Annotated in this window: 14 protein-coding genes and 1 other annotated feature; of the genes, 4 read left to right on the top strand and 10 right to left on the bottom strand. The window is 37.2% G+C overall.

What is annotated here, in order from left to right:
- Positions 1-24: 24 nt before the first annotated feature.
- Positions 25-2,676 (bottom strand): valine--tRNA ligase, encoded by a 2,652-nt coding sequence (locus tag EFD62_RS06415; RefSeq protein ID WP_069194148.1) that lies wholly within the window; start codon positions 2,674-2,676, stop codon positions 25-27.
- Between the two features lie 40 nt (positions 2,677-2,716).
- Positions 2,717-2,959 (bottom strand): hypothetical protein, encoded by a 243-nt coding sequence (locus tag EFD62_RS06410; protein ID WP_069194149.1) that lies wholly within the window; start codon positions 2,957-2,959, stop codon positions 2,717-2,719.
- A 58-nt stretch (positions 2,960-3,017) separates the two neighbouring features.
- Positions 3,018-3,298 (bottom strand) — a binding site (T-box leader).
- 554 nt (positions 3,299-3,852) lie between these two features.
- Between EFD62_RS06410 and EFD62_RS06400 the strand changes: the two genes are divergently transcribed.
- A complete protein-coding gene (locus EFD62_RS06400) occupies positions 3,853-5,160 on the top strand; it encodes a glycoside hydrolase family 3 protein (protein WP_069194151.1) in 1,308 nt (435 codons plus the stop codon).
- 8 nt (positions 5,161-5,168) lie between these two features.
- Here the strand turns inward: EFD62_RS06400 and EFD62_RS06395 are convergent, their stop codons facing one another.
- The 4 genes from EFD62_RS06395 to EFD62_RS06380 all read right to left on the bottom strand — a co-directional run bounded on the left by EFD62_RS06395 (position 5,169) and on the right by EFD62_RS06380 (position 9,446).
- Positions 5,169-6,134, bottom strand: coding sequence for a tetratricopeptide repeat protein (locus EFD62_RS06395; RefSeq protein ID WP_069194152.1), 966 nt, complete (start codon positions 6,132-6,134; stop codon positions 5,169-5,171).
- A 1-nt stretch (position 6,135) separates the two neighbouring features.
- On the bottom strand, positions 6,136-7,092 hold the full coding sequence (locus tag EFD62_RS06390) for an OmpA family protein (protein WP_069194153.1): 957 nt from the start codon (positions 7,090-7,092) through the stop codon (positions 6,136-6,138).
- Positions 7,093-7,128: 36 nt separating this feature from the next.
- Positions 7,129-8,604: a MotA/TolQ/ExbB proton channel family protein gene (locus EFD62_RS06385; protein ID WP_069194154.1), complete on the bottom strand. Its 1,476-nt coding sequence runs from the start codon at positions 8,602-8,604 to the stop codon at positions 7,129-7,131.
- Between the two features lie 203 nt (positions 8,605-8,807).
- The gene (locus EFD62_RS06380; RefSeq protein ID WP_128705876.1) at positions 8,808-9,446 is read right to left on the bottom strand and encodes a class II aldolase/adducin family protein; all 639 of its coding nucleotides are present in this window, start codon (positions 9,444-9,446) and stop codon (positions 8,808-8,810) included.
- A gap of 211 nt (positions 9,447-9,657) precedes the next feature.
- On the opposite strand from EFD62_RS06380, the gene EFD62_RS06375 reads away from it, so the two are divergent.
- Together EFD62_RS06375 and EFD62_RS06370 are read left to right on the top strand one after the other, a co-directional pair.
- Positions 9,658-10,416, top strand: coding sequence for a L,D-transpeptidase family protein (locus tag EFD62_RS06375; RefSeq protein ID WP_235832582.1), 759 nt, complete (start codon positions 9,658-9,660; stop codon positions 10,414-10,416).
- Positions 10,417-10,515: 99 nt separating this feature from the next.
- Positions 10,516-11,178: a DUF4190 domain-containing protein gene (locus EFD62_RS06370; protein WP_069194156.1), complete on the top strand. Its 663-nt coding sequence runs from the start codon at positions 10,516-10,518 to the stop codon at positions 11,176-11,178.
- Positions 11,179-11,276: 98 nt separating this feature from the next.
- Here the strand turns inward: EFD62_RS06370 and EFD62_RS06365 are convergent, their stop codons facing one another.
- The 3 genes from EFD62_RS06365 to EFD62_RS06355 form a co-directional block, all read right to left on the bottom strand.
- The gene (locus tag EFD62_RS06365; protein WP_235832581.1) at positions 11,277-13,223 is read right to left on the bottom strand and encodes a PA14 domain-containing protein; all 1,947 of its coding nucleotides are present in this window, start codon (positions 13,221-13,223) and stop codon (positions 11,277-11,279) included.
- Entirely contained in the window at positions 13,213-13,968 is a 756-nt protein-coding gene (sigI, locus tag EFD62_RS06360; protein WP_069194157.1) for an RNA polymerase sigma-I factor, read from the bottom strand. Before sigI ends, EFD62_RS06365 begins: the two co-directional genes overlap by 11 nt.
- Before the next feature lie 200 nt (positions 13,969-14,168).
- On the bottom strand, positions 14,169-15,374 hold the full coding sequence (locus tag EFD62_RS06355; RefSeq protein WP_069194158.1) for a glycosyltransferase: 1,206 nt from the start codon (positions 15,372-15,374) through the stop codon (positions 14,169-14,171).
- A 259-nt stretch (positions 15,375-15,633) separates the two neighbouring features.
- Between EFD62_RS06355 and EFD62_RS06350 the strand changes: the two genes are divergently transcribed.
- Positions 15,634-15,852, top strand: coding sequence for a zinc-ribbon domain-containing protein (locus EFD62_RS06350; RefSeq protein ID WP_069194159.1), 219 nt, complete (start codon positions 15,634-15,636; stop codon positions 15,850-15,852).
- A gap of 73 nt (positions 15,853-15,925) precedes the next feature.
- On the opposite strand, the gene EFD62_RS06345 is transcribed toward EFD62_RS06350, so the two are convergent.
- Complete coding sequence (locus EFD62_RS06345) at positions 15,926-16,954, bottom strand: nucleoid-associated protein (RefSeq protein ID WP_069194160.1); 1,029 nt, start codon at positions 16,952-16,954, stop codon at positions 15,926-15,928.
- Positions 16,955-17,168: the final 214 nt, after the last annotated feature.

Below are 17,168 nucleotides of genomic sequence, written 5' to 3'. Positions count from 1 at the left end.
TAATTTATATTTTCCCATTAACTTTTATTTTTTCAGTCCCTTGAGTCTTTCCGCTACTTTCTCATACATTTCCTGATATTTTTCCTTCTTGCTCTTTTCTTCTTCAATCACTTTTTGTGGAGCCTTAGAAACAAACCCTTCATTTGCAAGCTTGCTATTTACTCTATCCAATTCTTTTTGAAGATTGGACAATTCCTTCTCAAGCCTTTCAATCTCTTTCTCAATGTCAATAAGGTCCTCTAGAGGAAGGAATATCTCTACGCCAGCTAATATCGAAGCTACGGCATTAGAAGGAATTCCCGACTTATCGGATTGGATAATAACCTCCGAACTTGAAGCAAGCCTTTCAAAGAATACTACTCCTTCCTTCAATGTACCCTGTTCGCTGCTATTGGGCGCAACAAATATGGTTTTTGCCTTTCTTGAAGGAGGAACATTCATCTCCGCGCGGATATTTCTAATATTCTTTATGGCATTCATGATAAGGCTCATCTTTTTTTCTTCCTCAGGGAAATTATAATCCTCTCTGTAAACCGGCCATTTTGAAATCATGATGCTTTCATCCTCTATAACCAAGTGACGGTATATTTCCTCAGTAATAAATGGCATATACGGATGCAGCAGCTTCATGGCTGTACTTAAAACATAGTTTAAAACATACTGGGCTTCAAGTCTTGTTTCATCATCCTTATCATAAAGCCTTGGCTTTACAAGCTCGATATACCAGTCACAGAACTCCTCCCAGATAAATTCATATACCTTCTGGAGAGCTATACCCAACTCATACTTATCCATGTTTTCGGTAACTTCCTTAGTAAGACTGTTTACTCTGCTGAGTATCCACTTATCGGAAGTTGTGAATTTGCCCGGATTAACCTTTGAAAAATCAAGTTCTTCATCAAAATTCATCAGTACAAATCTTGAGGCATTCCATATTTTGTTCGCAAAGTTTCTGCTGGATTCAACCTTTTCATCGGAGAACCTCAAATCATTTCCCGGTGAAGTTCCTATCGTAAGAGCAAACCTTAATGCATCCGTACCGTATTTATCAATTATCTCAAGAGGATCAATACCGTTGCCCAAGGATTTACTCATTTTTCTTCCCTGCGCATCTCTTACAATACCATGTATAAACACATGACTAAAGGGCTCTTTACCCATATGCTCCAATCCCGAGAATATCATTCTTGCAACCCAGAAAAATATAATGTCGTATCCGGTAACAAGAACATTGGTTGGATAAAAATACTTTAAGTCCTCTGTTTCATCCGGCCATCCGAGGGTTGAGAAAGGCCAAAGTGCCGAGCTAAACCATGTATCGAGGGTATCCGGATCCTGTACAATTCTAGAGCTGCCGCATTTCGGACATACATCGGGCATATCGTTTTCCACCATCATGTAACCGCATTCCTGACAGTAATATGCCGGTATTCTGTGTCCCCACCAAAGCTGCCTTGAAATACACCAATCCTGAATGTTTTCCATCCAGTTAAAATATGTTTTTGAGAATCTTTCCGGCACAAATTTGATTGTTCCGTTTTTAACCACTTCTATAGCAGGTTCAGCCAAAGGCTTCATCTTAACAAACCACTGTTTTGAGATTATCGGCTCAATTACCGTAGAGCACCTATAGCAAGTACCTACATTATGGTTATGGTCTTCAATTTTAAATAGCAGGTCCAGGTTTTCTAAATCCTTTATGATCTGCTTTCTGGCTTCATATCTATCCATACCAGCATATTGTCCTGCGAGTTCGTTCATTGTCGCATCATCATTCATAACCCTTATCTGAGGCAGGTTATGCCTTAATCCTACTTCAAAGTCATTGGGGTCATGAGCAGGTGTTATTTTAACAACTCCCGTTCCGAAATCCTTTTCTACATACTCGTCGGCTATAACCGGTATCTCCCTGTTCACAAGAGGAAGAACAACCATTTTGCCTACAAGATGCTTATACCTTTCATCATCAGGGTGTACGGCAATTGCAGTGTCGCCCAGCATGGTTTCAGGCCTTGTAGTGGCTATGACAACAAATTCATTGCTGTCCTTAACGGGGTATTTAATATGCCAGAAATGTCCCGCTTTTTCTTCGTACTCAACCTCCGCATCGGATATGGAGGTATTACATTTCGGGCACCAGTTTATAATTCTTTCACCTCTGTATATAAGGCCTTTCTTATAAAGCCTTACAAAAACCTCTATTACAGCCTTTGAAAGCCCTTCATCCATGGTAAATCTCTCCCTGTCCCAGTCACACGAGCTTCCAAGCTTTTTAAGCTGTTCAACAATCCTTCCTCCGTAATGCTTTTTCCAGTCCCAGGCCCTCTCCAAAAACTTCTCTCTTCCAATGTCCTCTTTTGTAATGCCTTCCTTGGCCATCGCCTCAACAATTTTAGCCTCTGTAGCTATGCTGGCGTGGTCAGTACCCGGAAGCCAAAGGGCACAGTATCCTTGCATCCTCTTCCATCTTATAAGGATGTCCTGAAGGGTTTCATCCAGAGCATGCCCCATATGAAGCTGCCCTGTAATGTTTGGCGGCGGAATAACAATGGTAAAAGGCGTTTTTTCTTTGTCTATTTCAGCATGAAAATACCCTTTCTCCATCCACTCCGCATATAATCTGTCTTCAACCTGTTTTGGGTCATATGTTTTCGCAATATTCTTTTTTTCACACATATAAAAACCTCCACTCACTTAATTATGAATTAACTTTTGTCTATCTGTAAATAATTAACAACATTATCAAACCGGGAAGTGCTATCAGCATCCCTGTCATTTTCACACTGAGGACTGCCTTATCAAATTTATATTTCTCAAGTTCTTCTTCGGATATTTCATTCTCAAAATCGCATTTTGCCTTTTCTTTAAGCTTAAATTTTTCAACAATGGCTTTTGCCGCAAACACAGTAGCAAAACCCGATACAAGAAATAACAACATTAATATTTGCAAAAAAATCATATACAGCTCTCTCCTTAAAAAAATTCTCAATCCTATACTAAAAAAGTCTTCCATCCAACAATTGGACGAAAGACTATCTCCGCGTTACCACCAAAATTCCCATACTCAATGGGCTTCTCAACCTCTATAAAGACTTTGTAGACCCTATAAAGCTTCGAAATAACGGCTCTGTACCGCTGAAGTCTAGTAAGACAAACTTCCACGTAAAAGCTTTGTCCCTTCAACTCCAGAACTCCCAGGCTACCTTCAGCAGTTCGATACTTAAAGGAAACTTCCAGCCGCTGATTTCCCATCTCTATTAAGCCATTGCTGCTTACTCCTCCTGATCATTGCTTGTAACTTTTAATTAATCTTAAGAACATAATAATTAAAACCTTACTACATGTCAAGGTGTTTTAACAGAAACTTTCTCAAAGATAAAAACATGAAAATGGTATGAATAGCTACAATACTGCTCATACCGTTTTTCTTTTAATTAATCTTACCTGTGATTATTATTTCCAGTTATCCGGAATCTCATCATAGTTGGATAGCTTGGTACAGTCCTTAAAACAAGAATCATGATCCTTCACTTTTGAACGGGCTCATAATGTCGGTGTTAAACCTGTTAATTTTTTTTACAACCAATAAAACAGGAACTAAAGTCAGTAACTTTGTCATTATTTGCAAATAACCTTTCCGGAATTTCGGTTAAGCTTTCGCAACGGGCAAAACACCAACTACAATCAGCTACATTAACATTATTGTCAAACAACCCACTGGTAATTAAATTAAATGAAATTGACTATATTCCGTTTTGAAAATTCTGTAAAGCTCATTAAGAAAATAAAGTTGATAAACCCGCATAATAATTGGTACAATACAAATATAAAAATTTACTGGGATGTGTAATAATGAAAAAAATATTCAAGATTCTAATAATGACCCTACTGCTAAATGTGGCCTATGTCGGCTGTAATCACAATGCCAACAATCCGCCGCCAGCCAATAGTCCCGAGCCAACATCAACTATAACCACTCCCCCAACGCCTCTGCCAACCGAGGAGAATCTTGAAGAGCAACAATTAAGAATAGTAGACCATCTGATAGATTCCATGACCTTGGAGGAAAAGGTTGGACAGATATTTATTGTTGCCTTTCGAAAAGGTAGTCTTTCACAGTCCCTAAAGGTATTAGATAATCATACAAAACAACAAATTCAGGACTTTAATCCCGGCGGTGTAATATTGTTCAGTGAAAATATAGATACCATACCGCAGACCCAAAAACTTATCCAGGATATGCAGGAAATCAGTAATATTCCCATGTTTATTGCTGTTGATGAAGAAGGCGGACGCATAGCAAGAGTTGGAAACAACAAAAAAATGCATTCCACCAAAATACCCTCTGCACATATAATAGGGCTTGCCAATGACCCGGAGCTTGCGTATCAGGCAGGTACGATACTGGGTGCAGAATTATCGTCCCTTGGTTTTAACATGAATTTTGCACCGGTGGCCGATGTGAATACCAATCCGGATAATCCTGTTATCGGCGACAGGTCCTTCGGTTCTGATCCTTATAATGTCGCCATAATGGTACAGGAAACCTCCAAGGGTATGCAGGCTCAAAATGTCTGCACAGTTCTAAAGCACTTTCCCGGCCATGGCGATACCTCCTACGACTCACACTTTGGACAAGTGGTAATCAATCATGACATAGAAAGACTCCGTAAAATAGAACTGATACCCTTTAAAAAAGGCATTCTGTCCGGAGCCGATGGGGTTATGACGGCACATATCAAGCTGCCCAATATAACCAGCGATGACCTCCCCGCAACCCTATCCAAAGAAATCCTTACAGGACTTTTAAGAGATGAACTCAACCACGAAAAGCTAATTATAACCGATGCGATGGAGATGAAAGCAATCAGCAGCTACTGGTCTTCTTCTGAGGCTTCCGTCATGGCGTTTAAAGCCGGAGCAGATATTATACTCATGCCTGCTTCTCTGGACGAAGCCTATAACGGCATTCTTGAAGCTGTAAAAAATGGTGAAATAACAGAAGAAAGACTCAATGAATCCTTACGAAGAATCTTTATGGTAAAGCTTGAGAGAAATATACTTGAAAACAAAGAAAGCTCCGTTGACCCAGAAAAGGTATTGGGCAAGCAGGAGCACCTTGACATTGTGGAAAAAATCAGACAAAAAGCCGGGCAATAACGCTCTTATTACTTCATGTAGCCGAAAAGTCTCAGTGCCCTTTCGGCTTCATTCCCAAGCTTCACAGCATTCTTCTCCTTAAATTTGAGCATTGTATTTGCAATAACATTGTCCATCCATCCCATCTTCATAAGCTTCTTGCAGCAGTCATAAACCGATGGGTCGTAAAATGAGTTTTCCCTGCTCCATTGAACATACCTCCACATCAAACGAGGAGATATATTTTTGTTGTATTTGCCAGCAGTATCATAAATACCCGCTATCCAACTGCTGTTCCCTTTGTCCAGTGCCGAGCTGAATATCATGTCAACATATTCGTCAGAGCAATTTGCATCGGGAACTGTTGTAAACTTCCTTGCAATATTAATATCATAATAGAGCTTTTCTCCCATTTCCGACAATTGCTTAATGAGAGCCCATCTGAAAGTATCCTCCAGTCCGTCCCAATAAATGCATGTCTTGAAAAGCTGAACAATATAGAAGCTTTTTTCTCCGGAGTTTAAATAGTACATACATAAAATAAGCTTTAAAACAATATTATTTGACTCGCTGTTTACCAACTTCTTAATATAATACATTGAATATTTCAAAAAAAACACTGAGAATAAGCCTTTTGTCTCGGTTCTAAAAAGATCGGTCTTGCTGTAAAAAGAGCTTACTCCGCGTACTAGCTTAACCCTGTAAATATATTTGTCTATTATTTTCTGACGGTTCTTGCTGAACAAATAAACTGCCTTCATGAATTTACGTCTGAATACATAAGCCTCTATCATGCCTATAATGGAAAGAGTATAATTGCCGTCAACTGCAAGGGACTTTTTAAAATAGTCCTCTGCAAGCTTATATCGTCCGATCATCATATGTAAATTTCCGAGGCAATAATATCCGTAGGCCTTTTTAGGATGCTTTTTTACATACTCCTCATACTTTAGTATTCTAATGTCAATCTTATTCTTATCTAATTTTTTTTTCATATTAATCACCCTGTTCGGTATTCAACATTTCATCCGACTCTGAAAGATAATCATTAATTATCTTTTGAATGTTTGAATCCTTAATAGAAACTGTAATTTCAATCCTTCGGTTTTTTTGACGCGCCCCTTCCGAACTGCCATAGGCAATTGGTCTGAATTCCGAAAAACCTACGGCGGCAAAATAGGCTCCATATTTTTGCTCAAGGTTTGGATTTGCTTCCATTAAATAGTTTAGAACTGCTGTTGATCTTTTGGTAGACAGCTCCCTGTTGTAATTGGAATCTCCCATGTCATCGGTATATCCCTCAATATTTATTGAATCAATATAATCTCTAATGCTCTTATCATCTAAAATTACTTCAAAGGCTCGGGCAAACTGTCCTAAGACTTTCTTCCCCTCATCTTTGATGGTGTAGGAATCGTACCCGAAGACCAAACTTTCATTTATAATAATATTGGCATTATCACCTATAGTTACTAAAGCCTCGCCTTTGTTATTTGTTTTCCCTACCACATTTTCTATTGATTCTTTAACCTTCTCCAATACGCTAAGACGAAGCACTGCAATTTGCTCCAGCTTTTTTCGAAGCTGTTCAAGCTCCTGATTGCTCATTGTAATTATCTCACGCTGTTTTTCAATCTCTTTCTGAGAAAGTACCAATTTTAAATTACGCTGTTCCACCTCTTCTCGAGTCAATTCCAATTCGTTCTTTTTAAGCGCCAGCTCCTTTTCCGCTTTTTCCAGTTCAAGCTGCGAACTCTCCAGCAACTTTTCAGTATTCTTAAGCTGATTCCTTTTATATTCCAGATTGCTTCCGGTGATCAAATTCTGAACATATGCCAGGAGCATAAGAAAAAACAGCACTAGCGCAATAGTAGACATCACATCCGTAAAGGAAGGCCAAAAATTCTCCGTCTCATAAGAATTACCTCTAAAATTCCTTCTCCTGGTTTTCACCTGTCCTCACCTCGATAATAGCATGGAATATTCTGGTTACTCAAATTTTCTAAACAATCTCTTTACCTCGTCAAGCTGCTTATTCATCTGTGCCGCAGCCGCTTCATTGTATGCAGTAATCTGTTCGGGAAGCATAACTATTGTTTTGGCAAGAATTTTTTCATTTTCCTTATATTCATCCATAAGTTCCATAACTTCCTTCATAACGTTATCTACGCTACTGACAACCTTCTCTGTCACAGCCTTGCTGTTTTCATCAAGAGTTCTCGAAAAAGCCTCCGCCGTTTTTTGTCCCAAAAGATTAATTTCTTCACTAAGCCTAGATGTCAAGCTGCTGAATTTTTCCTGATAATCTTTCAACTCGTCTGTTCTAACAACAAGGTCATTCCTTATGGCTTCCCCAAGCTCCCTTATTGATGAAACAGAAACTTTAACTTCCTCCACAATATTGCCGACATCCTGAACCACCTGTCTATTGTAACCGGTTATCTCCTCCGCTGCCCCTTTAATGTCCTTTGAAAAACTCTCAACAGAACTATAGTTATCAACAATTATCTTTGATGTGTCCTTAAGGGCCTCAGTAACCGTCACAAAGCTTACATCCATTTTTTCTATATTATTCTTTAGATTGTCATTAAACTCTGTAAAATCCTTTATGTTTTCGCCAAAATTCTTAAGCGACCGGTCAAATTTCTCCACAGTATTATCCAAGGTCTTTGACGTAATATCTACTTCCATTGCCACAGTGGTTAGCTTTTGACCGAAGGTATCCACCGTTTGCTGAAGAGCTCTTTCTATTTTCTCCCCAAACTCAACAAAGCTTTCCCTTAGTATCTTATTCATCATGGTGTATTCTGTTTCTTTATCTTTTGCAATTACAAGAGACACCGTATTATCGAGATATTCTTCAATGCGCACCATCAATGTTTCACGAGCTTCCTCCGCATTAAATACTATATTCACCAAAGTAAATATAATAGAACATGCTATGCCGAAAAGACTGGTAGTAAAGGCAACTCCCATCCCATACACTGAAGGCATCAGGTCTTTAAGAAAGGTACTGGAGAAAGTTGGGTCCGACATAGCATCGGATTCCATAATGGTATTAAATACCCCTACAAGGTCATTAACTGCAAGACTCAGCCCTAAAAATGTACCTAAAAGTCCTAAGGTGATAAGTATTGACACTGTGTGCTTAACAAATTTTTCGCACACCAACAGTACTCTTAATTGTTTATTGAAACAGTTTTCAATTATTGCCTGGGTATTAACTTCATTATAGTTGCCCTTGGCTGCATTTTTATATGTTTCGACTATCTTATTCAGGAGATTGGTTTTAAACTTCTCCGACTTCATGTTGCAAGTTCTTTCCAGATCCTTCTGGACCGCAATATATTTCCTTCGAATATTCAAATTGACAATAAAGGAGAATACAAAGACTGCTACGATAAAAAATATAATTGTCAACCCTACAGGATCCAATTTGAGTATCAAATCAGTAAAAAAGCGCATACTACCACTCCCAATTTCAATTTTTAAACCTACGAACTTCCTTATTGACATGCATAAAAAAGAATTTTAATAAGTATTACATAATAAATATATTCATTTGAGACCTAATATAAATATAATATCATATTTGCAGTAATTTAAATAGATGTTTTTTGCTTCGGAATATTTAGCCAAGCTTAAAGTAATATATTTAATTCCTAGAATTACTGGTAATTTTTACTTCTTTTTCTTATATCACCAAGTTCCTTTAATTTGCCCTCCGGAAGGTCCTTTTCTCCACCGAGAACCTGCGACAATATCAGGGTTTTAGCTATATCCTCTGCTGCCTTGAGCTTAAAATAGGCATCAAAAACATCTCTTCCGGCGGATACTATACCATGATTGGCAAGAAGTATAACATCGTACTCATTAATATATTCCTCCACACCGCTGAATATCTCATCCGTTGACGGAGTCCCATATGCTGCAAGAGGTATCTTCTCGAAAAAAATAACCATTTCTGCACATGCTTTTGATTCAATCGCCTTATTTGCAACTGCATATGCAGTGGTATAAGGAGGATGCGCATGTGCCACAGAATAAACATCCTTTCTTTCCCTGTATATTCCCAAATGAAGCTTTATTTCTGAAGAAGGCCTGTACATCCCTTCCAATACGTTTCCGTTCATATCGGTTTTTACAATCATGTCTTCCCTTAAAAAACCTTTACATATACCGCTGGGAGTAATATAAAGGTTATCGCCATCCCGAACGGATAAATTGCCGGCAAAGGCATTTACCATGCCCTTGTCATACATTAGCTTTGACACTTTAACTATCTGTTCTCTAATTGTATCTGACATTGTTTTCCTCCTTAAAAGTTATTCCTAATGGGATTCTAACACTTTAGTCATGAAAGATACAACTTATTTCTTTATATATATTTTACTTTATTTATTTATCGGGTTTTTAAACAGGTTATTATAGTCCAAGCAGTATAATTCATATAATTTAGCAGTCATATATATTTTAATGTTTATTGCAAAATATAAAGCATAATATGTGGTGATGTGATTGAAGAAAAAAATTGTGTTTTCACTGGCAGTGTCAATGCTTATACTTGTATTCTATAGCCTATGGAATAATATATTGATTCTGGACGACTTTCATCCTTCCGAAGATCTGCTTGATGTAAGCATCGACGATATGCTGGAGGAAACAGAAGATGCCGTCGCGGTTACCAAAGGTTACTATATATATATAAATCTCGATGAACTTAAACTGTACCTGTATAAAGACGGGGTGCTGTTAAAAACCTATATGGTGTCAGGAGGAAAGCCCGAAACCCCTTCTCCCGAAGGTACTTGGAAAGTAATAAGCAAATCCGATTGGGGAGGTAGCTTTGGAGGCTCATGGATGGGGCTTAATGTCCCCTGGGGGCAATACGGAATACACGGAACCAAACATCCATGGTGCATCGGCAAGCAAAATGCGTCCCATGGCTGTATACGAATGTATAATGATAGCGCAAAGGAGCTGTATAATATCATTCCTCATGGTACAATTGTCACTATTGTTCAGAAAAACAGGCCCTTTAAGGAGCTAAAAAGCGGAGATGTGGGCTCTGATGTCCTAAAGGTCCAAAAGGCATTAAAAAATCTGGGATATTATCATGACTGGCCCAGCGGTAAATTTCAAGACAATCTCAAAAAAAGTGTTATAAAATTTCAGAAGGATAATAATATTAAGGTTACCGGTACAGTAAACAAATCATTATATAACCTCATATTAAAAAAGTATGAAGAAAAGCTGGGAAAAGATCAAAACCAATAACCATAATAACCTCCTTTGCGTATATTGACTTTTTCATGTGGGTTTGATATAAAAAGATAGTCAGTTGTATAGAAAAATTGTAAAGGGGGATAAACTCAAGTGGCACGTTACACAACAAATATCGTTCTCAATAAACCCGATGATTTTGTAAACTTTATCATAAAGGATTTTATGAATAAGGAGGGCTTTAAATATAAGGTTTATAATGGTGAGAACGTATGGCAGTATGGAAATGGCTGGCTTGCTAGCCCGCAATTTATCAAAACCACCTATGTCAATGGAACCATAACAATTGAGGCATGGCTAAAGTTTGCATGGCTCCCCGGCGTTTATTCCGGTGAAATGGACTTAACTGGATTCACTGGAGCTTTAATTAAAAATGCGTTAAAAGAGAAAATCAACAGTTTAATTAATCTTCTTCAGCAGTCATTGCCCAATGAAGCAGGTTTAAATCATCAGGGAACCGAAGTTAACGACATACCTAATCGTCAAAACACTCGCCCAAGAGAGCCAATACCAGTGAAAACTCATGACACCACCAGCAACGCCAAATTTGGACTTATATTCGGATTAATATCACTGTTAGGCCTTATATTTCCGTTATTAGGAGTTTTATTCGGCTCACTGTCTATTGTTTACGCAAGAAGGGGTCTGAATTCCTCGAAAAGTGGAATGGCAACGGCAGGTATGATAATTGCCATTATAATGATCATTATTTCAGTTCTGCTCTGGTTTCTAAATATTTTAAGTAATATTTTGTAATTTGTCCTAAAGCTGACCATAGTTGCTTTAATAAATCATAAAACAGGACGGATACCGAAGCTTATAGTATCCGTCCTTTATACTATTAAAAATTAATACTAATTCGCATATAAGTTTTTGGTAGGTACTACCTCTTTCTTTTGCCTTCTGCTGGACCATAAAAGCTTCATGGACGCAGGCCCCCCATAGTTATAATACTCAATTTTAATATCATACTGTCGGCCGGCTTTTAATTCAATTTTTCCGGTGCTCTCAACTTCATTCTCCTGTTTTTTCCAATTATCAATTATCAACACATTGTTTATCCATACTCTTACCCCATCATCTGAAAGAGCGTGGAATGTGTACTCTTCAGTATATCTGGCATCTATTTTCCCCACCCATCTTACCGAAAACTTATTATCTTTTAATTCACTAACCGGAAGTTCCCTTCCCCAGCTAAAGTTTATGACCTCATCTATTTGGCTAAATCTCTTGTCTTTTAAATCCATATCCCCATAATACTCTGCATTCAGACCGTTTACAGCCTTTTGAGGCAAAGGCCCGTCAGACGGATACAGTTGACTGGAAGGTATTATCTCCTTTTCCTGGCTCATGCTTGACCACATAAGCTTCGCTGAAGCATCTCGTACATGCTGATAATACTCCATCTTGATATCATACTTCCTTCCTGCCTCAAGAGTAATTTGTCCGCTGTGTTCGGTAGCCGACTGGCTTTTCCATTGATCAATAAGCAGAACACCATTTACCCATAATCTTACACCATCATCAGTGCTGGTATAGAATGTGTATGTTTCAGAATACCTAGGTTCGATCTTCCCTATCCATCTTACAGAATAAGTATCCTTCGCAATAGATTGGTCAGGCGTACCTTCACCCCAGTCAAAGTTTATACAAGGGTCAATCCTGGCGAACTGAAAAAGGGTCAAATCCATATTACTGTAATACTCTCCTCTAAGTCCGCTGCCTGTGCCGTTTTTGGCTGTCGGCGTCGATGTTGGCGTTGCTTTAGTATGGTCATCTTTCAATGTGGGTATAGGCGTTGATGTTAGTGCTGGTGTTGGCGTTAATTTGGGTATTGAACTCTCCGTTGGTGTTATTGCAGGTTTTGACGATGTTATGGGTGTATTTGCAGGTGTATTTGCTGGCGTAAATATTGCTTCTAATGTTGTTTCGGGAGATTCTGGCTTATTTGTTGTCGGTGCAGCAGGACTTTCACTAGTTGGTGCAGCTTCATCCTGCGTTTTATCATATTCAACCCCAGTCAATTCAGCAAAATCCAGATTGTACTGTTTTAATATCTCGTCAATCCCCACGGATTTTAATTGCTCTATAGATAATTCCACTCCCATATCCTCCAATTTCCGATAAGTCAAATACCTTCCCATGGATATGTGATTTTCCTCTGACATTGTCCTATATTCAAACGGTACCTTTACAGTTTCCGGCTGTATAATACCGCCATAGGTCCTATCAATATCTGCCCTTATACTGTCCAGAAGCTCTTCAAGCTCTGCTTCTGCCAATAATCTATCGCCTTCTTTAGCATTGTAATTATAGTTTAAAACAGCACAAACCAATACATAGTTAGTTTTATTCTCATCTATAATCCCCTGAGCTTTCGACAGTTCAATAACCTGTGCAAAAGCTTCTGTAAAAAGCATACCTTCAAATTCGACACCTCTAATTAATTCCTGAGCCTCATCATTTAATGGATTTAATGCCTTTATCTTGCCGTGTCGGTCAATCGAAAAGTTTAAGCTAGGGTTTATGTCAACATCAATATATGCATATATATCATTTAGTCTGTTAACCCACATTAATGATATGAATACCAAAAATACAGCAGCTATACTGGCCATGACAGCTAAAGCTTGCTTTATTCTTTTACTTCCGCTACGCTCCATCTCATCATTAGGAACAAGTATTTTTTGTCCCGGAAACATTCCGCTTTTCTTTTTGATTTTTTTGAAAGAACAATCATCCGTCATTACAATGGCTTCGTTTCCTTGTATCTTAATGATTACTCCTATGTTATTCATCATACTTTCCCTCCCTTTCGAAGCCCTGTACATACTCCTTAAGATCATATAGATTGCTTCGTAAAATCAGGCTGACAGCAATTATAAATTTCCTGTTTCTCTGGATTGTCTTGTGGTTTACCTTTATTCGACTGAGCAGCTCTTTCATAGGTATATATTTCTTGGTGACCAGTTTTTTAAATATTTCATCATCCGCAGCAATTATTCTGGCGATTTTTATTAATAAAAGCCTTGAATCCTTATGTTTTGGAGAGGACAATACCAAGTCTTCCAGTGAAATTCCGAATTCCTTTAAATTTTTCTCAAAACTTACAAGTTCCTGCCTTACCTCAATTTTTTCGAATTGCCCATTTGAATCACATGACAAAAGTCTTTCTTCTACTCGAGTTGATTCTTCAATATATGAAAAAGGTAAAACATTTCTATGCTTTCTGTTTTTTCTTATAAAGTCAAACAATCTACTTTTGATAACCAAAAAGGAATAGGTATAAAAATTGCCGTTTTTATTGCAATCGTATCTGTCAATAGCTTCATTAAAAGCCGCAAGTCCAATGCTGAATTCTTCACTGTTCCTGTCATCCACCACTATACCCAATACATTTGAAATCGTTCTTATAATGTATGGAACATTATCTTTGATAAACTCTTCCTTAAGTCTCAAGTCACCTTTTTGAATCATTTTAATAACAAGCGCTATGGAACTAGTGTCCGTATTATTCTTCTTTTTGTTTATATACAACCCATGCAAGCTTTTTCACTCCTTTAATACTTGTACGCATCAAGTTATTTTTTTGAGGGGTTTATAAATAAACAACTTAAATGTAAAAATTCATTTGTGTATTTATGCTAAGCAAGAAAATATGTTGAGGTCAAAACTTTACATGGATATGTAATACCGAATTGATATGACAGTCACTTATTAAATCAGGCTTTTGCTACATATCTTATCTATAGTGAATCTACTAACTTCACGACTTTATCAAGATTATTAAAATCACTGAATACTTTCTCTTTCCAATCGCAAACACTATTTTTATAAGTTAAATTATTCAACACATCATTTATGTTCTCCTTCAAATTTGCACTATTTAGATTTCTTCTCGAGACCATTTTACCAATATGCAATTTTTCACACATTCTTGCATTGTATTCACGCTCAGTATGAGTAGGTATTATAACAGAAGGAGCTCCATAGTAAAATTGTGCCAGACAACTCCCATGACCACCGTGATGTATTATTAAATCAGAATTTTTATAGGCTACATCCAAAGGCACGTAATCAACTATGCTGACTCTGCCATTTTTTACTTTCTCTGCAGCAATATCTAAAGCAAGCGATTCATCATTTTTATTCCCAGTCGAAATAATAATGGAGGCGTCTATTTCATCAATAATTTTAATCATATTATCGAAAATTACTTTCCCACTTTCTCCTACGTTATCGTAAAATCTGGCTGTATAGCAAAAGACTATCGGTTTATCGGCATCAAAAAGCTTCAAAATCCTTTCAGAAACCTCTTCTTTTGGGGTATACAAAACAGGACCTACATAATGGGTATTATATTTTTCAATATCCGGTATCGGGTCAAAATCATAGAAACTGGGAATAATCGTCAACTCGCCTGTAAATATCTCCGTAAATGTATTTAATTGCGGTGCACCTTTCTTCTTCAGATATATATTTAATTTATCTAAAAGACTATTTTCAGCTTTATAATTATCTTCCCACCATTTTAATTTAACATTTGGATGATAACAACTCTGGTTAATGGCAATCAATGGAATTCTCATTATTCTTGCTGCAAGACAGGCTAAAATACCAAGGTCAGATAGTATGTAATCCGGTGAAAACTCTTTTAATAAACTCATTAATTCATCAACTTTACGTTCTACCCATGGCATATTTCCATATCCTATCATGGTCCAGAATTCATCTGCTGTGTTCCAGTACGGATCAAGACTTCCCTTCGTTATATCGCTTATACTGAATTCACTGCCCAGCTCTTCTATACCGGCTTTTTTCATATATGTTTTGGCCATATCATAGCCCAAATATTTTATTTCGTATCCGGCCTCAGCTAAAGCTAGAGCAATCGGAAGACTTCGAGACATTGGTCCGAGACCTGACCCAAATTGCAAAAATATACGTTTCATTGAAGTTTCCCCCTGTTCAGTCGATGATTAAATAATACATAACCAAATAATTTTTTTCATTTTAACATTGAAGGCGCAATATGTAAATATATAATAATAATCATTATATTTCTGTTTTTAGTTTATTATTGTATAAATTACTTTTTATCGGATAATAATATTAGCAAAGAATTAATTAATTTTGGACTCATACCTCCTTAATCAAACGGAGTAAAGTCAAAAATCAGTTAATTCCCAAGATCTAAGGAGGTAAAATAATATGGCAGACAAAACTTTAGTGTGCAAGGATTGCAATACGCAGTTCATTTTTTCCGAAGGGGAACAAGATTTCTATAAAGAAAAAGGATTTATGAATGAACCCCAGAGGTGTTCAAGTTGCAGGACTGCAAAGAAGCAGCAGAGGAAATCCTTTGGTGGCAACAATTATTCAAGGAACAGAGGATTTGGAAATAAACTGGACTTTAAAGCCTGGCAATAACTCTAAAATGTGGGCCTTATAAAAAGCTCGGGGAGCTACTATTCCCGAGCTTTTATTGCCATTCATAAAACCTTTATTTTTCCACTATACTTATTATATTTTTAATAATTATATTCCTCGTACCATCAGGGTTTTTTACTATTTCAAACTTTTCTCTGTCATTATACTGTTCATAATCAATGACCAGTTCTATATCACTCTCGGTTTTGAGCCTGATTTTACTAAGCTTTCTTTCAACCCATTCTCTATCAACTTCAAATTTGTCGCTGGTAAGTCCCTTTTCTTTCATGGTGCTTATGTACTCATCTCTAAGGTCAACCTTATTGGAAAACACCTTACTGGAAAAGGAATCCAAATCTATTTCATCCTCCTTGCGTATTGCCTCATTCACAAATTCTCGGACCACCTCTATAGAGGTCTCACCTTCTTTTGCTTTATTGCGTATCCAGTTTTCCGTCTCCTTTTTAAAAATCCGGGTACAGGTTTTACTATCCAATAGCAAGTCGGCCCCCAAAAATGTCTGAAGAAAAAACTGTGCTATTGGCTCCTCTTGATTCTTTTTGCTGATTTGATTATCCAGTATAATCAAATCATAATCTCCCACTTCTTGTTCCGCCCTAATAAAAGCACATTTTTGAATTCTTTGATTTACCCCGGGCAGGCTTATATCCTGCTTCTTAATAGATATTTTAAACTTGTTGTCAACCAACTCCACTTCATGTATAAAAGAAACCGTATAGTCCATTTTTAAGATTGCAACACTTTCTTCATCGTTTTCTTCATATATGCAAATTATTAAATCTGTGGACGAAATACTACTATTCGTCTTCATAGCCTTGAAAAGCTGCCTTGCTATCTCCTTTGAGCCTTCAATAAAGTAATCATTATCTATAAAAATCTTTTGGCACACTTCTTTAATGATATTTCTGCCGTTTTTGAAAACTGCCTTTCTTGATTCATCATCCCCCAGTGACCGGGTTATATGCTTCTCAAGGAAATAGTGGATATCATCATCAATACCAAGCTCAAATTCGTTCAGCATAGGCTCATTTGCCTCTTTATCCAACACATGTATTATTGCTCTTTTAATGTTTATTGGCAATACGTATTCCCCACCTTCATATGTTTATATTTTAAATAATTACGATTTTATCATAATAATGAATGCCTGAGCAAGCATTGTACACTTCGATATCTTTGCAGCAGCTTGCATTTGGTGATTGTTAAAAAAATTAACAATAATTTAATAATTCAATATAGGTTTTCTTGATATAATAATATTAAGCTCAACACATTTTTTCATACTCAATTCTTAT

The sequence above is a fragment of the Acetivibrio mesophilus genome (genome assembly GCF_004102745.1).
In the GTDB taxonomy this organism is placed as follows: Bacteria; Bacillota; Clostridia; order Acetivibrionales; family Acetivibrionaceae; genus Hungateiclostridium; species Hungateiclostridium mesophilum.
Note: the sequence above shows the minus strand (reverse complement) of the source record. Positions and strands in the feature narration are given on the sequence as shown.

Bases quoted from the DNA above. Each gene is read 5' to 3' on its own strand.
- EFD62_RS06415 (WP_069194148.1), bottom strand. From the start codon at position 2,676: ATGTGTGAAAAAAAGAATATTGCGAAAACATATGACCCAAAACAGGTT.
- EFD62_RS06410 (WP_069194149.1), bottom strand. From the start codon at position 2,959: ATGATTTTTTTGCAAATATTAATGTTGTTATTTCTTGTATCGGGTTTT.
- EFD62_RS06400 (WP_069194151.1), top strand. From the start codon at position 3,853: ATGAAAAAAATATTCAAGATTCTAATAATGACCCTACTGCTAAATGTG.
- EFD62_RS06395 (WP_069194152.1), bottom strand. From the start codon at position 6,134: ATGAAAAAAAAATTAGATAAGAATAAGATTGACATTAGAATACTAAAG.
- EFD62_RS06385 (WP_069194154.1), bottom strand. From the start codon at position 8,604: ATGCGCTTTTTTACTGATTTGATACTCAAATTGGATCCTGTAGGGTTG.
- EFD62_RS06380 (WP_128705876.1), bottom strand. From the start codon at position 9,446: ATGTCAGATACAATTAGAGAACAGATAGTTAAAGTGTCAAAGCTAATG.
- EFD62_RS06365 (WP_235832581.1), bottom strand. From the start codon at position 13,223: ATGATGAATAACATAGGAGTAATCATTAAGATACAAGGAAACGAAGCC.
- EFD62_RS06355 (WP_069194158.1), bottom strand. From the start codon at position 15,374: ATGAAACGTATATTTTTGCAATTTGGGTCAGGTCTCGGACCAATGTCT.
- EFD62_RS06350 (WP_069194159.1), top strand. From the start codon at position 15,634: ATGGCAGACAAAACTTTAGTGTGCAAGGATTGCAATACGCAGTTCATT.